Source organism: Saccharibacillus sacchari, from assembly GCF_037722395.1.
Taxonomy (GTDB): domain Bacteria; phylum Bacillota; class Bacilli; order Paenibacillales; family Paenibacillaceae; genus Saccharibacillus; species Saccharibacillus sacchari_A.
This window is the reverse complement of the sequence record NZ_JBBKAR010000056.1, coordinates 1-17,882: the sequence shown is the minus strand read 5'-3', so window position 1 is coordinate 17,882 and position 17,882 is coordinate 1. Positions and strand designations below refer to the sequence as shown.

Genomic DNA, 17,882 nt, shown 5'->3' with positions numbered 1-17,882 from the left:
GTTGCCGATTGCGCCTATGCGCCGTCAACCGACCGAAGAGAACGCGCTTATCTCCCTTTCATCTTCGGATCGAACGTGTCTCGCAGACCGTCGCCCATCAGGTTGAAGCCGAGCGACGTCAGCAGGATGCACAATCCAGGGAAGATGACGGTCCACGGGGCGGTCTGGATAAACTGCCGGGAATCGGACAGCATCTTGCCCCATTCGGGATCGGGCGGCTGCGCGCCGAGACCGAGGAATCCCAAGCCTGCGGCTTCGATGATCGCGGTGGCGACGCCGAGCGTGCCTTGCACGATGATCGGGGTCAAACTGTTGGGCAAGATGTGCTTGAACAGGATACGGCCGTCATTGGCTCCGAGCGCGCGGGCGGCGGTGATGAATTCTTCCTGCCGCAGCGACAAGACGCGGGAGCGAACCAATCGCCCGTAAGTCGGGACGTTGACGATCGCGATCGCGTACAACGCGTTTTGCAGCGAAGGTCCGAGAATGGCCACGATGGCGATCGCCAACAGAATGCCGGGAAACGCGAGCAGGATATCAAACACGCGGGAGATGAGCATATCCACCCATTTGCCGTAAAAACCTGCGATAATCCCGAGCAGCGTGCCAATCACGATCGAGCCGACGACCGACAGCAGACCGACCCAGAGCGAGATTCGGGCGCCGTAGATCACGCGGCTGAAAATGTCGCGGCCGAGGTCGTCGGTGCCGAACCAATGCTCGCCGGACGGCGGCTTGAGTCGGTCGGACAGCACCTGCGCTTTGTAATCGAACGGCGCGATTAACGGGGCGACCAATGCCAGCAGAACGAAAAACACGACCAGGCCCAATCCGATCAACGCCGTTTTGTTTTTCGCGAACGACCGGGCCGCATCCCGCCAGGGACCGTGCTGCACTTTCTTGTTCGCCGAATCGGCGGTCGGCCGAACGTCGGCTTTCAGGAATGCGTCGCTCATATGAGTCCCCCTATTTGTACTGGATGCGCGGATCGAATATGACGTAGAGCAGATCCACCAGCAGATTGATAAGTACGAAGATAATCGCGACGATCAGGATGCCGGACTGGATCACCGGATAATCCCGATTGCTGATCGCTTCGAAAATATAGCGGCCGACACCCGGCCAGGCGAAGATCGTTTCGGTCAACACCGCCCCGCCGAGCAAAGCGCCCGTTTGGATACCGATGACGGTCAGCACGGGAATAAACGAATTTTTCAGCGCGTGGCGATAAACGACTGCGAACTGCGACAATCCTTTGGCCCGCGCCGTGCGCACGTAATCGAGCTGCATCACTTCCAGCATGCTGGAGCGCGTCATGCGGGCGATGACCGCCATCGGAATGGTACCGAGCGCGATCGCCGGGAGTACCAGATGCTTGAATACGGTCCAGAGCTGCGCGAACTGTCCTTGAATGATCGCGTCGAGTACGTAGAACCCGGTCACCGCATCCAACGGATCGCGTGCGTTCATGCGTCCGCTCGACGGCAGCCAATGCAGCTCGTTGGCGAAGATCCACTGCTCCATCAAGCCGAGCCAGAAGACCGGCATCGACACGCCGAGCAACGCGATCAACATGCAGATATAGTCGAACCACGAATTGTGCTTCCAAGCGCTGATGATGCCCGCGTTGACGCCGAAAAATACCGCGAACAGCATACTGGCGACGGTCAGCTCGAATGTCGCGGCCAAATAAGGCACGATCTCTTCCGAGATCGGCGCGCGTGTGCGAATCGAATTCCCGAGATCGCCGGTCAGCAGATCGCCGAGATAACTGAAATACTGTTGCAGCCAAGGCTTATCGAGTCCGAGTTGGTCGCGCAGCGCCTGCTTGGACTGCTCGGTCGCTTTTTCCCCCAGAATCGTATCTGCCGGATCGCCGGGAATCGCATGAATGATCGAAAACACGATGATCGTCATGCCCAGCAGTACCGGAATCAGTACGGCCAATCGTTTGAATATGTAAGAAGCCATGGTCTCTCACCCGCTGTCGGTTTGGTATAAATCGGGAGTTGGTGCAAGGTCGATGCCGGATAAAAAGATAAGTTACGGCCCGGGAAGTTTGCCGCTGTGAGCGGCGTACCTCGCGGGCCGTATACGTTGACTGCCTTGAATCGGTGGATGGCTGCGACGATCGATCAGATCCATTCGAACGCAGACTCACTTTACAGCGCGGTCAACGTAGGGAGTTGTTTCAAATTACCGTTTACTGCGTGATCGAAATTTCCGCGTATGGCTCGGAGCCGGTCGGCGAAGGCACGTAGCCTTGAACGTTGTTCGAAGCGGCCAGCAGCGGCGTGGAGTGTACGAGCGGTACCCACGGCGCGTCGTCATGCACGATAACCTGTGCTTCTTCGTACAGCTTGGCACGCGCGTCCTGATCCGTTTCCTGCTGTGCTTTTACCAGCAGTTCGTGCAAAGGTTCGCTGGCGTACTGCGCGTAGTTGTTGCCGCCGATGGAATCTTTGTCGAGCAGCGGGTAGAAGAAGTTGTCCGGGTCGCCGTTGTCGCCGGTCCAGCCGATGATAAACAGATCGTCTTTTTCGCCTTTGCTCAGATCGTCGAGGTACGTCGCCCATTCCGGCGATTCGATATTTACGGTGACCCCGATCTGCGCGAAGCTGGCTTGGATGACTTCCGCCACTTTGCGGCCGTCCGGCATGTACGGACGGGATACCGGCATCGCGTAGAACGTCAGCGGCTGCTCGATTCCGTTCGGATACCCGGCGTCGGCGAGCAATTGCTTGGCCTGGTCCAGATCGTAAGCGTAATCTTCGATGCTGTCGTTGTAGCCCCACAGCGACGGCGGAATCGGGTTTTTGGCCGGTTCGGCTTGTCCCGCGAAGAACGCGTCCACGATGCCCTGCTTGTCGACGGCGTGGCTGAGCGCGATACGTACTTTCGGATCGTCGAACGGCTTTTTCGTTACATTGAAGCCCAGGTAAGCCACGTTAAACGGCGGACGGTTGAACTTTTGCAGATCAGGATTGCTTTCCAGCGTCGCCAGATCGTCCGGGCTGAGGTCTTCCATCAGGTCGATCTCGCCGTTTTGCAAAGCGTTGAAACGGGCCGTGTTGTCCGGGATCGAACGCACGATGACCGTATCGACTTTCGGCAAGCCTTCTTGCCAATAGTCCGGGTTCTTTTCCAACGTGATCGAGTCGCTGCGCTTCCATTCCTTGAACACGAACGGGCCGGTTCCGACCGGATTTGCTTTGAAGTCGGCTCCCGATTCTTCGATCGCTTTCGGGCTGGCGATCGAGAAAGGCGGCATCGCCAGGTTTTGCAGGAACGGCGCTTGCGGTTGGTTCAGTTCGAATACGACCGTCGATTCGTCGGAAGCCGTGATGCTTTTGATCACGCGGGCTTCGGCAGGACCGAACATGGAATCGTAGTAGTCAAACGAATCGCCTTCGAACTTGTATTCGCTGTCCGGATCGTTCCAACGGTTGAAGTTGAACACGACCGCGTCGGCGTTAAAATCGGTGCCGTCATGAAACTTCACACCTTGTCGAAGTTTGAACGTATACGTCAGACCGTCGTCGGAAATTTCCCAACTTTCGGCGAGCGCCGGTTCGACTTCCGTCGTGCCCGCTTTGTACGCGAGCAGCGGATCGAAGACTTGCTGTGCGATCTTCAGCGATTCGCCGTCGGTTACGATGGCGGGATCAAGCGCTGCCGAATCGCCGCCGCGCCCGACGATCAATGTCCCGCCAGTTGCTTCTCCGGCTGGCTCTGTTGCAGGTTCCGTAGTCGTCTCGGTTCCGGTTTCCGTCGAAGTCGCCGGTTCCGTTGCACTCTCCCCCGCGCCTCCGCAGGCAGCAAGCACCAGCATCAACGACAGCATTAACGTAAACAACAATCCCAATCTTTTTCTCATGAACAGTACGCTCCCCTCTAAGATCGCATTCTGCCCGCGCACATCGCCTGCCAAGCCCAACATTTTGTAATTATTATGTATATTGGTTTTCTTGCTTAAGCATGGGCTCTGAGTCGAGTGAATATAACTTACATGAATGACTGTCTATTCGCAATATATTTTTTGAAAACTCTTTCTTTATGTAAGGTTTAGTGACTAAAATCATTCAAAATGAATTTTTCTTTCTTCATATATACGTTTAATCGAAACGTTTGGAAATTTTTATAGAAAAAATTTATCAATTTCTGTTGGATCAACACACTAAATTGATCATTCCCTCTTTTTCTGCGCTTTTTTCGTTAACCTATTCGACTAATGATCCACTTCCAGCAACAGGATGTTCCTCCTAATGCAGAGTCGATACGCGTTACCTTTTTTTACTTTTTCCGAATCCAATAACTTTGTTGCCTTCCCGTGCGTTTATTGCGTTAAAGAGGCGCTTACTGCTTCGCAAGGGGGTTGACCATGTTTTCTACGGCAAAAAAAAAGATCGCGCTCGCTTTGATTCTGATTCCTGTCCTGCTGGTCGCTATTTTATCCCTACTGCTTCAACTCAAATTGAACGGATTCGAGCGCGATATGCGCATTTACCTTACAGATCGCGGCGTCGCCGAGTCGGAGATTGTAGAGATTGAAGCCAAACGTTCTATGCTGCCGACTTATCCGGTGTACGTGCGTTTTGCCCATGATCCGGATCGTGCATATATGTTCAAACCCGATGAAGAGGCGCCACGTAATTTTGTGTTGTTGGAGTCCCGTATCCCTCCTCAGTTAGTGGATCGCGAAGCACAAAATGCAGAGTATAGCGCCTTTTTGGAAGCCTACGGTTTTACGTATGTGAAAAGGCTGGGGATGACGGACTCGTCGGTGCTTGCCGAAAATGCAGCCGCCTCCAAGCTCCTTCAAGCCTATCGAAGCGTGTCTGAAAATGATTCGGCATCGCTATACGGGCAGCGCGTCCATACGTACAAATTTTCCGTCGATCATCCGCAGCTTCGTAAACAGTGGGGCTTGCAAGACCAGGATCAGATGGAGGCTTATCTTATGAAAGTAGGCGATCTGGTTCGGGGCGGTTATGTGGAAGTGCGCGAAGCACAGGCTACTGGGCAAAAGAAACCGAAATATCAACGTTATACGCTCCGCGGCGACGCGGTAGAATCCTGAACCCACATCCTCGCAGACGCGTGGTATCGAACGGTTTCGAATCCCGCTGCCTGCTACGTACGTTACACCGTCCTATCGACCCACGACATTTCCGCCTGAATCGGATTACGGTTCAAGGTACGAGAAATGTCGTTTTTTATTTTTCGAAAAAATATGTTGCCAACCACTTAAATTTGAATTATATTTATGTGGCCGGCAACATTATTCAAAAACCTAACCTGATTTCCACCTACAAAGGAGACGATAATCATGACTCAAAACAACAACATGCAAGCTATTCTGGTCGACCGCTACGGAGATGCTGACGTTCTGGAATTGCGCGAAACACCCCGGCCTCAGCCGCAGGAAAACGAAGTGCTCGTACGCATCTCCTTCGCCGCCATGATTCCGCTGGATTGGAAAATTCGCAACGGTTGGCTGGAGCAGGTCTTTCCGATCGCCTTCCCTTACACGCCAGGCTTCTACGCCTCGGGGATCGTGGAAACGGTAGGCTCGAAAGTGTCTGCGCTGCAACCGGGCGACCGGGTCTTCGGCGATCTGCGCAGCTCGTACGCCCAGTACGCTGTCGCCACAGAAGAAGCTTTGGTCAAGCTGCCCGAGTCCATCTCGCTCGAAGACGCCGCCGCGATCAAAGCCGGAGCGGATTCCGCCTGGAAAGCGCTATTCCTCGAAGGCAATCTGCAAAGCGGGCAAACCGTTCTCGTTCATGCCGCTGCGGGCGGAGTCGGTCAATTCGCCGTGCAGCTCGCCAAGTGGAAAGGAGCGACCGTGATCGGGACGGCTTCGGCAACGAACATCGAATTCGTGAAATCGCTCGGCGCGGACGTGGTGATCGACTACCGCAGCGAAGACTTTTCCAAACTAGTCAACGATGTCGATCTGGTCGTCGATACGGTCGGCGGCGACACGGAACAACGTTCATGGGACGTGCTGAAGCGCGGCGGCATTCTGGTCTCCCTCGTCGGCGACCCGGATGCGGCGCAAGCCGAGGCGCACGGCGTGACCGCGAAGTTCAATACCGTGTTTGCCACGCGCGAGCATCTCCTCCAGATTGTCGACCTGCTTGCGGACGGCACGCTGAAAATGGAAACGGGACGCGTCTATCCGCTTAGTCAAGCTTCGGAAGCGCAGCGCTTCAGCGAACAGCGCCGGGGACGCGGACGTATTTTGCTGAATCCGCAAGCGTGACTGTATCTTGCTGCTGGAACGACTATAACGTAGAAGGTATGATAGAAGCAGCAGTGCTTTGACGCGCATGGGAGGCTGATCGTTTAAGCTTTTTATGTGCAAATCAGGCAGAAATGAGGAAAAGATCATGACGCACGAACACGCTCAGCCATCTGAAGCTTTTCAGCCTAACAATCAAACGGATACGCCGCAAGATTCGCATACCGCAGCTTTTTCTACCCCGCCCGCTCCCCGCGAATTCAGCGCCGGCGAACGGTTTCCGGTCAGCTTCGCGATCTTTGCCATGGGCCGCTCGCACAAAGGATTGGCTTCCCAGCTACTACGCGAGATCGGGCTTTTCGCCGGGCAGGAGATCCTGTTATTTCAGCTCTGGGACAAAGACGCGCAGTCGCAAAACAGCTTGGGACGCGCGCTTCGGCTGGACCACTCTACCGTAGCCAAATCCGTCAAAAGGCTGGAAGAAGCCGGTTTGGTATCGCGTTCCCGCTCGCCGGAAGACGGCCGGGTAACGCTGGTATCGCTGACGGACGCGGGACGCGCGCTGGAACAGCGAGTGACCGAGGTCTGGCGGCAGGTGGAGGAAGCGACGACGGAAGGCTTTACCGAAGAAGAGCTGGCGACGCTGACCCGCTTGGCGTTGAAAGCGGCTGCGAATGCGGATAAGCATTTGAAATAACGGTTTGAACAACATAGGCATAGCGAAAAAGCCGTTTCTTTGCGAAGCGGTTTTTTTGTGCAGTTGAGGTGTTCTTTTGGAGCGTTTTTCGTGTAAAATAAGGGATCATATGGAATATGAAGTTAGGAGGTTTAAGATGAACGTGTTGAAAAAGGCAATGGCTTGCGGGATTTTACTAGCTTCGCTGTGCTTGCCTGTAGGTCAAGCAGCTGCGCCGACATCGATTGTTGCTTCTTCCGCTGCTGATGCTACCCTCAGCACGGATTTCTCGACGCCAGCGGAACGTGCCCTTGATGGAGGGGTTCGGTACGTTTTCCCAAGTAAAGGTGCAGAAGACGCGGTAAAAGGGATCGAAATCCAGCTTTCCGCGCAAGAGATGATCAAAGGTCATTCTACGCCGTCGTATGCGCGTCCGCTGTATCTTTTTGATCCGTTAGAGCTTGGGTTGTTGGAGCAGGAGATTTAGTACAAGTTTTAGACGTGGGAAAAAGACCTTATCAAGAAGATGAAGGTCTTTTTGTTATGTTCTTTCACTGTATGGTATCGAAAAGCTTAACGTTACTCATTCTGCAATCGGCGAATCTCATCCATGGATAAACCCGAAACTCCGGCGATCGTGCTTAATTCCAATCCCAAGGCGAGCAATTTTCGTGCCGTTTGTTTTTTCTCTTCTTCAATGCCCTGCTGTCTGCCTTGTTCAATGCCTTGTTCAATGCCTTGTTGCTTCCCTTTTTCTATTCCTTGTTCTATTCCTTGCTCGATCCCCTGTCGAATTCCGCTTTCCAGTCCCGTTTTAAATCCGTAAATTTCCGCATTCTTCGCAGCTTCCATCAAAGACGCCTCATCATGCAAATACTTCTGTCTAGCTTCATACTGCATTCTGGCTTCTCGATCCTGACTCAAAAATTCCAACGTCGTCATCGCTTTTTTCAACTTCGGTTCATTCATGGTCAGTACCTCCCATTTGTCCGGATTGGCTCCTTTTAAAAATAACAGCCAGTTGGCTAACCCGCCTTCTTCCAAAGAAACTTCGCGCTCTTCCAACTTCGGCAACTCCAGCATATGAATTTCGATATCGTCGATCAAGGGAATACCGGTCTGATCTTCTCGCAAATGAAAAACATTGTGATACCGATCGTTCGGCAAAAAAGAAAAGTTCAAAATGTTGATCGTGATGCAACGCTTGAGCGAACTGTAAGATTGGCCTTCAACCAACTGCGAACCATACTGCTTGCTCCAATAAAAAAGCGTTCTTTTCTCCGTGTCGTACTTGTTGAAAAGCTGCATTTCCACGTTGATGATTTCGCCTTCAGTGGTTCTGGCTTTGATGTCGAGAATGGATTGCTTGTCGCGCGGCGAATCTTTATCCGTGTACGGATTGAGCAGAATAATTTCGCTTAATGTAGGCTTTCCTGCTTCGTCAAAAGTCCGGTTTAAAAAGGCCAGTAATACATCCCGATTCTCTTCGCTACCGAAAATCCGTTTAAACAAAAAGTCATTCCGAGGGTCAAGCAACTCCATACTCATCATCTCCGTATTTTCTTTCATTATATCATTTTTGCTCCCTACAGAGTCGTGTCATTTCTCCCCCAATGCCTTCTCCACCGCATAATCCTCCAACGGCAAATTCGTTTCCAGCCCCAGCGCAAGCTTCGCCAACTGGCTGCCGAGGAATGGTCCCATCGTCAGGCCGGACGCGCCCAGACCGTTGGCGGTGATGAGTCCTTCCCAGCCCGGAACACGTCCGATCACGGGCAGAAAGCCCGGCGTAAAAGGACGGAAGCCGACTCGGACCTCCTCCAATTCTCCGTCAGCCAGCCCAGGCGCGAGCGCGAGTCCTTTTTCCAAAACTTCGTGCATCCCCCCCGCCGTCACGCGCACGTCCGCCAGTTCGACCCCGTTCTCGTGCGTCGCGCCGACTACCATTTTCGCGTCATCGAATGCCAGCAGATATTGATCGGTCGGCGGGATTACCACCGGCCAAGCACCGCTATCCGGTTGACCGCGCATGCCGAGATGCAGGATCTGTCCTTTCTGGTACGTCACTTGAAAATCAAGCCCCAACGGCCGCAGCAGTTCACCTGACCAGGCCCCCGCGCACAAGACCACCTCGTCCGCATCCAATCGCTCGCCGTTCACTTGCACGCCGGTTACGCGCCCTTCCGCTACGTTTAACGCCGCTTCGCCTTCTATAACCTTTGCTCCGTTACGACGTGCCGCCGATACCATCGCATCCCGCAGCGCACGTCCGTCCACCCGAGCCGCCCCGCTGACCCGAACCGCCAGATAGCCTTCGTTCAGCAGCGGAAAAAGCTCTCGCACCTGCGACTCGCCCAGCACCTGGATCTCCCCGATCTCCGGCGCGTCCTCCCTGCGTTTCTCGGCGCGTTCGCGCATCTGCTCAATCTTGACGGGGTCCGTATGCAGACTCAGCGCGCCCACCCGGGCATATCCGGTATGTTTCTCGCCTTCCGCATGCAGCTGCTCCGTCAGTTCGGCATAATACCGCGCACCCGCTTTGGCGAGCCGGTACCAAGCCTGATTGCGCCGCTGCGACAGCCAGGGACAAATAATCCCGGCCGCCGCATCCGTCGCGCGCCCGGGATGTATGGCGTCGATCAGGGTCACCTCAGCGTCCGAGCGGGATAAGTGGTAAGCCGCCGAAGCCCCGAGAATGCCGGAGCCGACGACGATGATTTTTTTCATACGATACATTTCCTTTCCACAGGTAAAGATAAGTGATTCGTTCAGCCTTCTGTGTAACTATTATACCAACCGGCGGGTTCTTCTTTATAGAAAAAGAAAAAATGCGTATGTCGCAAAAAGGGGTTAACCATGTTATTCGAAATTTTTCCGGATTTGAATCCGTTGTTGATGATTCTCGTGATCGCTCCGCTGCTCGCGGTGGTGCTGGCGTTGATCGGAAAACGACTTAAGCTGCATTCCGGTTGTAGCGTAGTGGCGAGTTTGTTTATTCCGCTGCTTTTTATATGGACGGATGGGTCTACGTTGAAAGCGAATCTGGATAGTTGGGTGATTTACGGCGGGGCTTATGGGGCGATCGCGTGTGTAGTGAGTGCGTTTGTGAAGAGCAAACAAATACGGGCGTAATTGCGGAAAAAGAGACGTTGGGTGATCTCACTTCTAGGCATGCCGCAATATTTCGTTCGGGATATCGTATTGCTAAGTACCTAAATTAGGTATCTGCTCCTACACTGGACGTGTATCCACAATCTTTACATATCACTTCGCACCTCGAATTGAGCACGGCCGCCTTTCACCCCCTACCCAAAGGAGCGCTACATTATGGCAACGACATCCGGTTCCGCGCAACACATCCTGATTCAACCGCTCACGCTGCAACAGATTCACGCTATCCAGGAAAATAACCGTATCGCCGCCGTTCTTCCGGTTAGCCTAGAGGACGTCTCCAACCTGTCTCCCGAAGAACTGGCCGACCACCTTTCGCTTCAATTGACGGACAGCGATCTGCTGACCGACGTGCAGTTCGAACGTGTCGGCGCCCAAGACGAAAACACCGTGTTGATGAAAGTCTCGGGAGACGTCGCGATGCTGTTGGAGACGCTGGAGTTGCTATCGGAGCATGGGGACGGGGAAGACGAAGAAGAGGACGAAGACAACGAATAGAGGATTACAGTTAAAAAATGCAGCGCTCGCTCCCGGAATTTCGGGGTCGGGCGCTGTTTGGCATGGAAAAGTAAGATAGGACGGCAGGCGGTTCATTTGATCTCCGTGCGCTCCAACCAGAGGTCGTCCAGACTTTCGAGATTCCGTTCTTTTAAAAAAGATTCCGTCTTCTTTTCCGCTAGGGCGTGTACGCAAACTCCGAAGGGCGCAGATTGAGCTGAATATTCGTTCTCATCCAGGAACTTTTCCGAAGGCGTGCCGGGGCACGTCAAGGGAAAGTGACGTAGAGGAGGGCGAAAAGGCAGCTCAAGATGCACGTCGCCTGAGTTTGCGTACACGCCCTAATTGAATACGCTCGACCCACAATGAATCCCGGAAACGGTAAACGCCTTTTTGCGTGCTGTCGAAACGGTCGAGAATATCGAAAGCTTCTTGCCATAACGTATTCAATTCCGCAAAGTTTTCGATGACAGCCAAGTCTTTTGCGCTTAACGATCTGACCTTTTCTTCGCCCGCGAAGCTGGTTATTTTCAGGGCCGTTATCGAGATGATTCCGTAAGGGTACTCCCGCTGCTCGCGCTTGAAATGAACGACTGTGCGCTTGTATTTTTCCCAAAGGTTAGCGAGATCCCGATTGGTCATGAGAAGGCGGACCCGCTGATTTTCATTCAACGTTCCGGTGCTTAGGATCTCTTCGTATACCATCCCATTATCGTCGATCGCCTGGACCATGTTCGAAAAATCGGTCTGCATTTCGTAGTCGATGTAACTTCGATAGGTTCGGTTGGAGGTGTACAGCATGATCGTGGAGATCAGCAAGACGAGCGACAGGAGTCCGAGAACGGCTGTTTTTTTGTGTGCTTGAATAAGATTAAGTTTGAGCATGAATTCGGACTCCTTCCGAGGTTGGCTAGATACGAAAAAGGATACTGCACAAGCAGCATCCTTTTGCCTTCGTTCCCAAGTACGATAATTAGATTACGGTCACGGGTAGAAGTTTTTCCGTTCTTCCCGATCACGTTTGAACACGATCTTTTCTTCCTTGCCGTCAACTTTGATCGTGGCTTCAAAATCCAATCCGTTCAAGTTCTGCGCCGGAATGTCTTTAACGTTGATCGCGCTTTCTTTGCCAATCTCGCCTTCAATCATCCCTTGTGAACCTTCAAAATAGATCTGGGCCGGAACGCCTTCCTTCTCTTCTTCATCATGAACAAGAATCCGAAGTGTAGAACCTTCCGGCGCAGGCTTGACCGACTCGATCGTTTTTAACTCGATATGAAAACTGTCGGACGTTCCCGTGTACTGCGAACGATAATACGTTTCCGCACCGGGAGGCACACATCCGCTTAGTGCAAAAGTGAGTATGATCAATAAAAACGGTAAAACTTTAAATTTAGACATAAGATCACCCTATCATTTGGCATAAGAGATAAACAAAAATCCGCTTTGGTTGCTGTTCCAGTTGTAATAACGAGTCGTCGCGTCGCGATCCGGATCTTTTACACCGAACATAAAGCTGCTACCGCTATAGGTGTAAGCCGATCCGGCTTGCCAATGCCATTTCAACTGTGCGTCCGTCCAAGGAAATAGAACTAGCTTATCCCACATCAATGCCGGAGGACGACCGCTGACGATTCGGCTTTTATACTTCTCGATCGCCCCTGATGAATCGGCGTTTATCGAAGTAATCGTCCAGCCCGGTCTAAGCGTATTGTTCAGACCGAATACCATATTACCCGAAGTTGTGCCAAACACACCTGTTGACATGATATTCCGGTTGCCGTTGACTAAATTGACGATTGAATTATTGTAATACCGGGCATCTTCCACATCAAGCCCCTGGTCGCCAAGATATTCGAGGATCATCGCAAGCGTCGTCGGTCCGCAGGCACTGCCCGGCCCTGTTATTCCGGCCATTCGTTGATAAATAAAAGGAACATTCAACTTATACGTTTCAGGTAAAGCCGCTATGGTAATACCTTGAGGCGGATTCAACAATTCTTCCCAATGCGATGTCGCATTCGGATCGGCATCCAGTTCCAGACTCGCAACGACTTCGTCCAGCCCTTGTTGCTCAGATGCGGCCGTTGCTTGTGCTTGCGCCGAACGAGAATTGGAAAAATCGCCTTTTTCCTCAGTAGCAATTGCCTCATTTCGAGACTCTACACGATCACCGATTGCTGCGATAACTTCCGCGCTATCGCGACCGGCAATCGAACCCGAACCGCCGAAATAATAAATACGTTCGTTATTTTTCGTTTCAACAAATTCAGACTCAATTCCGTACTCCAAAATCGGCGGTAGATCTGTCCGGGCAGAAGTGACATAATAACCAACCGTTTCCGTATCCAATTTTAGAAGAAAATAATAACCAATCACTGCATCTTCAAGATCATAAAGTTCTCGCTCATATTCAACCTTAGCCCCTTGCCACTGTGCATAAAATTCATGTTCAGAATTCATTCCGGCAAGATCGGCTTCTACAGCTTTTTGTGCGGTTTCATGCGAAACCTTTTCTTCTTCCGCCAATGCGGTCGAAGGTATCCATAACATCAATATTAAAAGCAATAACAGCGGCGCGGCAGAATAAACGGTAGTTTTTCGCAAAAAAATCGGAATCAGCTCCTTTTGATTTGGTAGTAGCTACTTTTTTTGCCGTTCCTCCTTTCCAGGATTGCTAATGATAAGCCTTTATAAAATGAATTTTTATAGACAAGGCTTTTTTCCCTCTACCTTTAGAACGTCTAATTTCCGGAAAAAGTTTTTTCATTTCCCAAAATTGATACATCTCCCGTTGTGCATATGAATTTGGTATTGGAGAATGCGGTGGAGAGCAAGTTGTATGAATATTTGGTTCGGGGACCCTCTGCACCAAGTGAGGTAAGGTTACGTTCGTCCGAAACGCACTATTTGACCTGGTACAGAGTACTAGATCAAAATAAATAAGCTGGAACCAACTTCTCGTTATTCTCCAGCTTATTTTATACAGTTGTTCTCAATTCGATCCGTGATTTGGTAGATACGTACAATTATAAGTGTAGTTATACGTATTCATAAACACTTGATCATGTCTCCTGTCTTACAACAAAAAAATGGTCTCATGTAGAATGAGGCCGTGTTTATGATAGTTCGCTATAATAGTTATGTTCCAAATGTTCTTTACGTTGAACTTGTGGTATATTTCTACCATAAAACAAAAGGAGTTGAGTCGTCTATGGGAAGCTTGAAGCACAAATCTTCTTCTTACGATGGCCTCAAAAATCAGATTCTGAAAAAAATGCGAATCAGCGAAACGGAAGCCGATGCGCTGGTTCAGGCACATATCCTCAAGCTTCGAACCGAAAGAAGACTTCAAAAAGCGCAGTCTAAACTTTCCGCAGAACTTCAAAGCGAATTTTCAAAAACGATCGAAGATGACGAATTGCAGGAAGAAATCGAACGGGTCGTATCCGAATTGGAAAAAGAAGAAGAAGAAGAACCAAACTCCGATAGACAAACTACGCCGAAATATTTCACGGTTCGTGAAATTTCAAGGTATAAAGGGATTACGCCTCAACAGGTGAGACGAAATTGTATAGCCGGAAAATATAAGGCTGAGCAGGTTGCCGGAGAACACTCTTCATGGAGAATTTTCGCGGAACAATTCGAGTCCGAAACAGGCTTCCAATCCTTTCTTCGAGAAAGAAATCAAATTGCAGAACGAACGGCTCACGCCGCCAGAATCGCTATTGAACTCTGGCAAGACGGCAAAAATGTAATTCCTGAAGAGGATAACGACGAGCATGAGTAAGTTGGAGACGAATTTCCCTATCACTTACATGCTAGATACCAATCTCCTTCGTTATCTAGCAGCAAAAGCTTCTAGCCAAACTGGAACATTTAATTAATGGGGTGAGGCATTTAGATCCTAATCGTTACAAAGAGCACGGCTGCATAATTCAATGAAACCGTGCTCTCTTATTCAGAATTTTGAGGCTGCGCCCGCCGCTCAAAATGCACATGCAGCCGATACTCGCAAATCTCCCGCGTCCACCGATGCAGCAGCGCTTGATCTTCCTCCGCTACCTCAAACGCCAACCCGAACTTTCCATCTACAAACTCTCTCTTTCACTCCTGCCCACTTGCTCATCGAAATATCTGCGATTGCAGTAAAGTCTTACTTTTCTGCAAAAAATAGTGTAGTTCTTATCAGATCGGATTGTTATATACGCTCATCAAAGCATATCCTTCAGTACTATAAGTACTTGCTCGAGCTGCATAAGAATGTCCCGATACAGGATTAGTAAGGTGAAATTTCGAGCCCAGTGCCAAATTATTTGCCCAACCTACGCTTGTTCCGTTGGTCAGATTGGCATATCCGGCGTTATAGCTACTTCCTGGAAGTGTACTCGCTTCCATCGTAACGCGATTGGTATTAGCAGTAAATGCATAAAAATTAGGTGTTTCTTGTCCCACTGGTGGATTAAATAAATAGACGTATCCCACATAACTGGCAGCCATAATTGTGAAGATGGGATCGTCCAACGCAACCGGATGATCACTAGCCTTGAAAGTGTTTACTTTTGGAACATCCCACCCCGGAAACAACTCTGAAAATTCAGGTAGCGATTTCAAAGTTCCATCAGGCAATTCATAAGATACTTGCCCGTCAACCGTCCAAGATTCGCTATAAATGAGCTTTTCTCTTGCCGCTAAAATCTTTTCTTTCCATTCTTTCGGCGCATGTTCAACGTCCGAGTAAGCCAATTGATCTAAAGACATCGCCGAATAAATCGACTGATCTGCTGCTTTTGCAAAACTGGGCACCGTAAAAGTAGTAAGTAAGACAAGTACCATACCAAACTTTCCTAAGAATTTTTTCACTTTTCTTTACCTCCACTTCAAGTTGAATTTTTGGAACAGAAAATTCCTTCTCCTTTCTTTGTCGTTTTTCCGATCATAATATTCATGTCTAAAAAGTAAGCTCAAGGGACAGTTCTTTCTATAAAGGCAGAAAAGAATTTTGTATCTCTTGAAAAACATTTAAGACAATTGTAGAATATCAATACAGAAAAATTTCATTTAAAGGAGATGAAAGACTTGTGATCATGAAGCGACTGCCAGACGCGGAGTTCGATATCATGAAAGTAATATGGGACAACGAACCGCCGATTACGACCAGCTTGATTATGCAACAGCTTGGGAATTCCAAAGAATGGAAAGCTCAAACTATCATTTCGCTAATGCTCCGACTGGTAGAAAGAGGCTTTGTCCGTACAGAAAAGAATGGCAAGATTCGCAATTATTTTCCGTTAATCAGTGAAGAAGAATATTTGAATTTTGAAGCAAAAGGTTTTATGAAAAGGTTCCACTTCAATTCGTTCACCAGTATGGTATCTCAACTTTACGACGGAACGAAAATAAAATCTGAAGATCTCGACGAATTGGAAAAATGGTTAAAAGAAAAGAAGGAATGACATGAAAGAATTCATCACCATTCTTTTTCAAAATTCACTTTCTATGTCCATATTAACTCTGTGCTACGCCGCTGCGTGGCATACGTTGTCCAGCAGATATTCAGCAAAACGGGTTTACCTGGGCTGGATATTGATTGCTTTAGGCTGGTTTTTCCCGGTACGTCTTCTATTCGATACAGTATTCATTTTTATTCCGAAGCCCGAACCCGATCATTTTTCGCCCTTTGCGTTCGTGCAGTCCCTGTCGATTAACATTTCAGATCGCTATATGTCGCCGTCTCCATTTATTCTTGCTTGGCTTTGGATTCTCTCAGGAATCTGGGTAATGGGTATACTGATTTTGTTTTTCTATCATTGGATACGCCATCAAAAACTCATGCAAACCATTCGTCGTTGGAGCAGAATATCTAATGATCCCGAAATGTTCAAGATTTTGAAAACCTTAAAAGAAGAATTAAATATTAAAAGTCACGTTAGCCTTAGAGTATGTCCGGCGATTAACAGTCCCATGTTAGTCGGTCTTTTACGGCCCGCTATTTTAATTCCCGATATATCTTTTACGCATCAAGAATGGACACTGATCCTCAAACACGAATTGATTCATTTGAAGCGTTACGACCTTTGGGTCAAATTAATTATTTTGATCGTGAACCTGATCTACTGGTTTAATCCTATCGTTTATATACTATCAAAAGCTTCTCTACTTCAGTGCGAACTTTCTTGTGATGCGCAAACTTTACAAGGCTGCGATACAAAACAAAGACGACAATATGGAGAAACGATTATTCGTGTTGCAAAACATGGCATTCAGTCTCAAACGGCATGTTCCACCACTTTCTATGGAGGTACAAAAAATATGAGAAAAAGACTTACTCTTATCATGGATATCAAACCTAAAAAAACGGGAACCTTGATTCTTGCACTGGCTATAGCAGGTGTACTTACTACAGGAGCGATAGATGCTGTGGTAAACACCATTGAAGCAAAGGCATCAGGAGAATCGACCGAAGTTACAAATCCAAATTCCGGCGTCGACAAAAATAATGAAAAAATAGAAAAAATTTCTAATAAATTACAAAACTACGCAGACGGCAAATCTGAAGCTCACTCCAGCTCTTCTGCTGAAAAAACGGTCGTGGACACGTCTCAAAGTAATGTCAATACCAACAAACAAATATCCCACTTCGAAAAGTTGTTAAGACAATACGAGCAATCGAATATTTCAAAATTGAATTGAACGTTTCCGAAAAGCTTGCACAATCGTCTTCTAATTCTTGCTCTATACGTTTTCTAATCTTCTTTTTCGCTCGTTGTATACGCTTTTTACAAGCTTCTATAGAAATTCCGAGTTGTTTTGCTATTTCCGTCGTTGAGTATCCACTCAAAAAGACACTTTTAATCAATTGGTAATCTCTCTGATTCGTTAAACCCGCATACAATAAATCTAGGTCAAGCGAATCCGGCTCACTGAAGACTATACTTCTCTTCTCAAACCGTATATTCTCTATTTTTTTTGCAGTCTGCTTGGATGTTCGATTCATATCACTAATGACATATTTTAAGGTGTTCATTAACCACCCTTTCGGATTTGGACTTGCTAATACTTTCTCTACTTTTCGGCAAGCCATTTCAAAAGTTTTCTGCACAGCTTCTTCCGCTAAAAAAACATCTTTCCCGTGGCTTTGTGCATAAGTTCTCAAAAATTTCTCCATCTCTTCAAACAATTCCGAGATCGCTTGACTCTGACTATCATCAAGTCTCATCTCGTATCACCTCCGAATTGAATTATAGTTTTGACAACTGGTACCATGTCAACATTAAAAGCAATAACTCA

At 49.1% G+C, this 17,882-nt stretch carries 19 protein-coding genes; 9 read left to right on the top strand and 10 right to left on the bottom strand.

Translation table 11 applies throughout. From position 1 onward, the window contains the following. Positions 1-47 precede the first annotated feature (47 nt). The 3 genes from nikC to WKI47_RS21325 form a co-directional block, all read right to left on the bottom strand. On the bottom strand, positions 48-956 hold the full coding sequence (gene nikC / locus WKI47_RS21335) for a nickel transporter permease (protein ID WP_340229212.1): 909 nt from the start codon (positions 954-956) through the stop codon (positions 48-50). 10 nt (positions 957-966) lie between these two features. Continuing rightward, complete coding sequence (locus WKI47_RS21330) at positions 967-1,971, bottom strand: ABC transporter permease (RefSeq protein WP_340229211.1); 1,005 nt, start codon at positions 1,969-1,971, stop codon at positions 967-969. Between the two features lie 232 nt (positions 1,972-2,203). Beyond that, positions 2,204-3,877, bottom strand: a complete 1,674-nt coding sequence (locus tag WKI47_RS21325) for an ABC transporter substrate-binding protein (protein ID WP_340229210.1) — start codon at positions 3,875-3,877, stop codon at positions 2,204-2,206. A 504-nt stretch (positions 3,878-4,381) separates the two neighbouring features. Between WKI47_RS21325 and WKI47_RS21320 the strand changes: the two genes are divergently transcribed. The 4 genes from WKI47_RS21320 (at position 4,382) to WKI47_RS21305 (ending at position 7,410) form a co-directional block, all read left to right on the top strand. Further along, entirely contained in the window at positions 4,382-5,080 is a 699-nt protein-coding gene (locus tag WKI47_RS21320; protein WP_340229209.1) for a hypothetical protein, read from the top strand. 249 nt (positions 5,081-5,329) lie between these two features. Continuing rightward, positions 5,330-6,268: an NADP-dependent oxidoreductase gene (locus WKI47_RS21315; RefSeq protein ID WP_340229208.1), complete on the top strand. Its 939-nt coding sequence runs from the start codon at positions 5,330-5,332 to the stop codon at positions 6,266-6,268. 127 nt (positions 6,269-6,395) lie between these two features. After that, complete coding sequence (locus tag WKI47_RS21310) at positions 6,396-6,944, top strand: MarR family winged helix-turn-helix transcriptional regulator (protein WP_340229207.1); 549 nt, start codon at positions 6,396-6,398, stop codon at positions 6,942-6,944. A gap of 136 nt (positions 6,945-7,080) precedes the next feature. Then, positions 7,081-7,410, top strand: a complete 330-nt coding sequence (locus tag WKI47_RS21305; RefSeq protein WP_340229206.1) for a hypothetical protein — start codon at positions 7,081-7,083, stop codon at positions 7,408-7,410. Positions 7,411-7,502: 92 nt separating this feature from the next. Here the strand turns inward: WKI47_RS21305 and WKI47_RS21300 are convergent, their stop codons facing one another. Then, positions 7,503-8,465 (bottom strand): Rpn family recombination-promoting nuclease/putative transposase, encoded by a 963-nt coding sequence (locus WKI47_RS21300; protein WP_425355502.1) that lies wholly within the window; start codon positions 8,463-8,465, stop codon positions 7,503-7,505. 57 nt (positions 8,466-8,522) lie between these two features. Then, positions 8,523-9,650, bottom strand: a complete 1,128-nt coding sequence (locus WKI47_RS21295) for an FAD-dependent oxidoreductase (RefSeq protein ID WP_340229204.1) — start codon at positions 9,648-9,650, stop codon at positions 8,523-8,525. Between the two features lie 129 nt (positions 9,651-9,779). On the opposite strand from WKI47_RS21295, the gene WKI47_RS21290 reads away from it, so the two are divergent. Continuing rightward, positions 9,780-10,055 carry a hypothetical protein gene (locus tag WKI47_RS21290; protein WP_340229203.1) on the top strand — a complete coding sequence of 92 codons (276 nt, stop codon included), beginning with the start codon at positions 9,780-9,782 and terminating at the stop codon, positions 10,053-10,055. A gap of 195 nt (positions 10,056-10,250) precedes the next feature. Next, positions 10,251-10,592 (top strand): hypothetical protein, encoded by a 342-nt coding sequence (locus WKI47_RS21285; RefSeq protein WP_340229202.1) that lies wholly within the window; start codon positions 10,251-10,253, stop codon positions 10,590-10,592. A gap of 306 nt (positions 10,593-10,898) precedes the next feature. Here the strand turns inward: WKI47_RS21285 and WKI47_RS21280 are convergent, their stop codons facing one another. The 3 genes from WKI47_RS21280 to WKI47_RS21270 form a co-directional block, all read right to left on the bottom strand. Continuing rightward, positions 10,899-11,477: a hypothetical protein gene (locus WKI47_RS21280; protein ID WP_340229201.1), complete on the bottom strand. Its 579-nt coding sequence runs from the start codon at positions 11,475-11,477 to the stop codon at positions 10,899-10,901. A gap of 99 nt (positions 11,478-11,576) precedes the next feature. Further along, positions 11,577-11,993: a hypothetical protein gene (locus WKI47_RS21275; protein WP_340229200.1), complete on the bottom strand. Its 417-nt coding sequence runs from the start codon at positions 11,991-11,993 to the stop codon at positions 11,577-11,579. Between the two features lie 12 nt (positions 11,994-12,005). After that, positions 12,006-13,199 (bottom strand): hypothetical protein, encoded by a 1,194-nt coding sequence (locus tag WKI47_RS21270; protein ID WP_340229199.1) that lies wholly within the window; start codon positions 13,197-13,199, stop codon positions 12,006-12,008. A 607-nt stretch (positions 13,200-13,806) separates the two neighbouring features. Here WKI47_RS21270 and WKI47_RS21265 point away from each other — a divergent pair. Further along, positions 13,807-14,382, top strand: coding sequence for a hypothetical protein (locus WKI47_RS21265; RefSeq protein ID WP_340229198.1), 576 nt, complete (start codon positions 13,807-13,809; stop codon positions 14,380-14,382). A 398-nt stretch (positions 14,383-14,780) separates the two neighbouring features. On the opposite strand, the gene WKI47_RS21260 is transcribed toward WKI47_RS21265, so the two are convergent. Further along, positions 14,781-15,455, bottom strand: a complete 675-nt coding sequence (locus WKI47_RS21260) for a hypothetical protein (RefSeq protein ID WP_340229197.1) — start codon at positions 15,453-15,455, stop codon at positions 14,781-14,783. Between the two features lie 224 nt (positions 15,456-15,679). Between WKI47_RS21260 and WKI47_RS21255 the strand changes: the two genes are divergently transcribed. Together WKI47_RS21255 and WKI47_RS21250 are read left to right on the top strand one after the other, a co-directional pair. Then, positions 15,680-16,048, top strand: coding sequence for a BlaI/MecI/CopY family transcriptional regulator (locus WKI47_RS21255; protein WP_340229696.1), 369 nt, complete (start codon positions 15,680-15,682; stop codon positions 16,046-16,048). 1 nt (position 16,049) lies between these two features. After that, positions 16,050-17,285: a M56 family metallopeptidase gene (locus WKI47_RS21250; RefSeq protein WP_340229196.1), complete on the top strand. Its 1,236-nt coding sequence runs from the start codon at positions 16,050-16,052 to the stop codon at positions 17,283-17,285. Here the strand turns inward: WKI47_RS21250 and WKI47_RS21245 are convergent. Then, positions 17,206-17,811, bottom strand: a complete 606-nt coding sequence (locus tag WKI47_RS21245; protein WP_340229195.1) for a sigma-70 family RNA polymerase sigma factor — start codon at positions 17,809-17,811, stop codon at positions 17,206-17,208. The genes WKI47_RS21250 and WKI47_RS21245 overlap by 80 nt on opposite strands. Positions 17,812-17,882 lie beyond the last annotated feature (71 nt).

Coding starts and splice junctions, on each gene's coding strand:
- WKI47_RS21285 (WP_340229202.1), top strand. CDS start 10,251: ATGGCAACGACATCCGGTTCCGCGCAACACATCCTGATTCAACCGCTC.
- WKI47_RS21295 (WP_340229204.1), bottom strand. CDS start 9,650: ATGAAAAAAATCATCGTCGTCGGCTCCGGCATTCTCGGGGCTTCGGCG.
- WKI47_RS21320 (WP_340229209.1), top strand. CDS start 4,382: ATGTTTTCTACGGCAAAAAAAAAGATCGCGCTCGCTTTGATTCTGATT.
- WKI47_RS21305 (WP_340229206.1), top strand. CDS start 7,081: ATGAACGTGTTGAAAAAGGCAATGGCTTGCGGGATTTTACTAGCTTCG.
- WKI47_RS21275 (WP_340229200.1), bottom strand. CDS start 11,993: ATGTCTAAATTTAAAGTTTTACCGTTTTTATTGATCATACTCACTTTT.
- WKI47_RS21300 (WP_425355502.1), bottom strand. CDS start 8,465: ATGGAGTTGCTTGACCCTCGGAATGACTTTTTGTTTAAACGGATTTTC.
- WKI47_RS21265 (WP_340229198.1), top strand. CDS start 13,807: ATGGGAAGCTTGAAGCACAAATCTTCTTCTTACGATGGCCTCAAAAAT.
- WKI47_RS21325 (WP_340229210.1), bottom strand. CDS start 3,877: ATGAGAAAAAGATTGGGATTGTTGTTTACGTTAATGCTGTCGTTGATG.
- WKI47_RS21280 (WP_340229201.1), bottom strand. CDS start 11,477: ATGCTCAAACTTAATCTTATTCAAGCACACAAAAAAACAGCCGTTCTC.
- WKI47_RS21245 (WP_340229195.1), bottom strand. CDS start 17,811: ATGAGACTTGATGATAGTCAGAGTCAAGCGATCTCGGAATTGTTTGAA.
- WKI47_RS21330 (WP_340229211.1), bottom strand. CDS start 1,971: ATGGCTTCTTACATATTCAAACGATTGGCCGTACTGATTCCGGTACTG.
- WKI47_RS21255 (WP_340229696.1), top strand. CDS start 15,680: ATGAAGCGACTGCCAGACGCGGAGTTCGATATCATGAAAGTAATATGG.
- nikC (WP_340229212.1), bottom strand. CDS start 956: ATGAGCGACGCATTCCTGAAAGCCGACGTTCGGCCGACCGCCGATTCG.
- WKI47_RS21315 (WP_340229208.1), top strand. CDS start 5,330: ATGACTCAAAACAACAACATGCAAGCTATTCTGGTCGACCGCTACGGA.
- WKI47_RS21250 (WP_340229196.1), top strand. CDS start 16,050: ATGAAAGAATTCATCACCATTCTTTTTCAAAATTCACTTTCTATGTCC.
- WKI47_RS21290 (WP_340229203.1), top strand. CDS start 9,780: ATGTTATTCGAAATTTTTCCGGATTTGAATCCGTTGTTGATGATTCTC.
- WKI47_RS21310 (WP_340229207.1), top strand. CDS start 6,396: ATGACGCACGAACACGCTCAGCCATCTGAAGCTTTTCAGCCTAACAAT.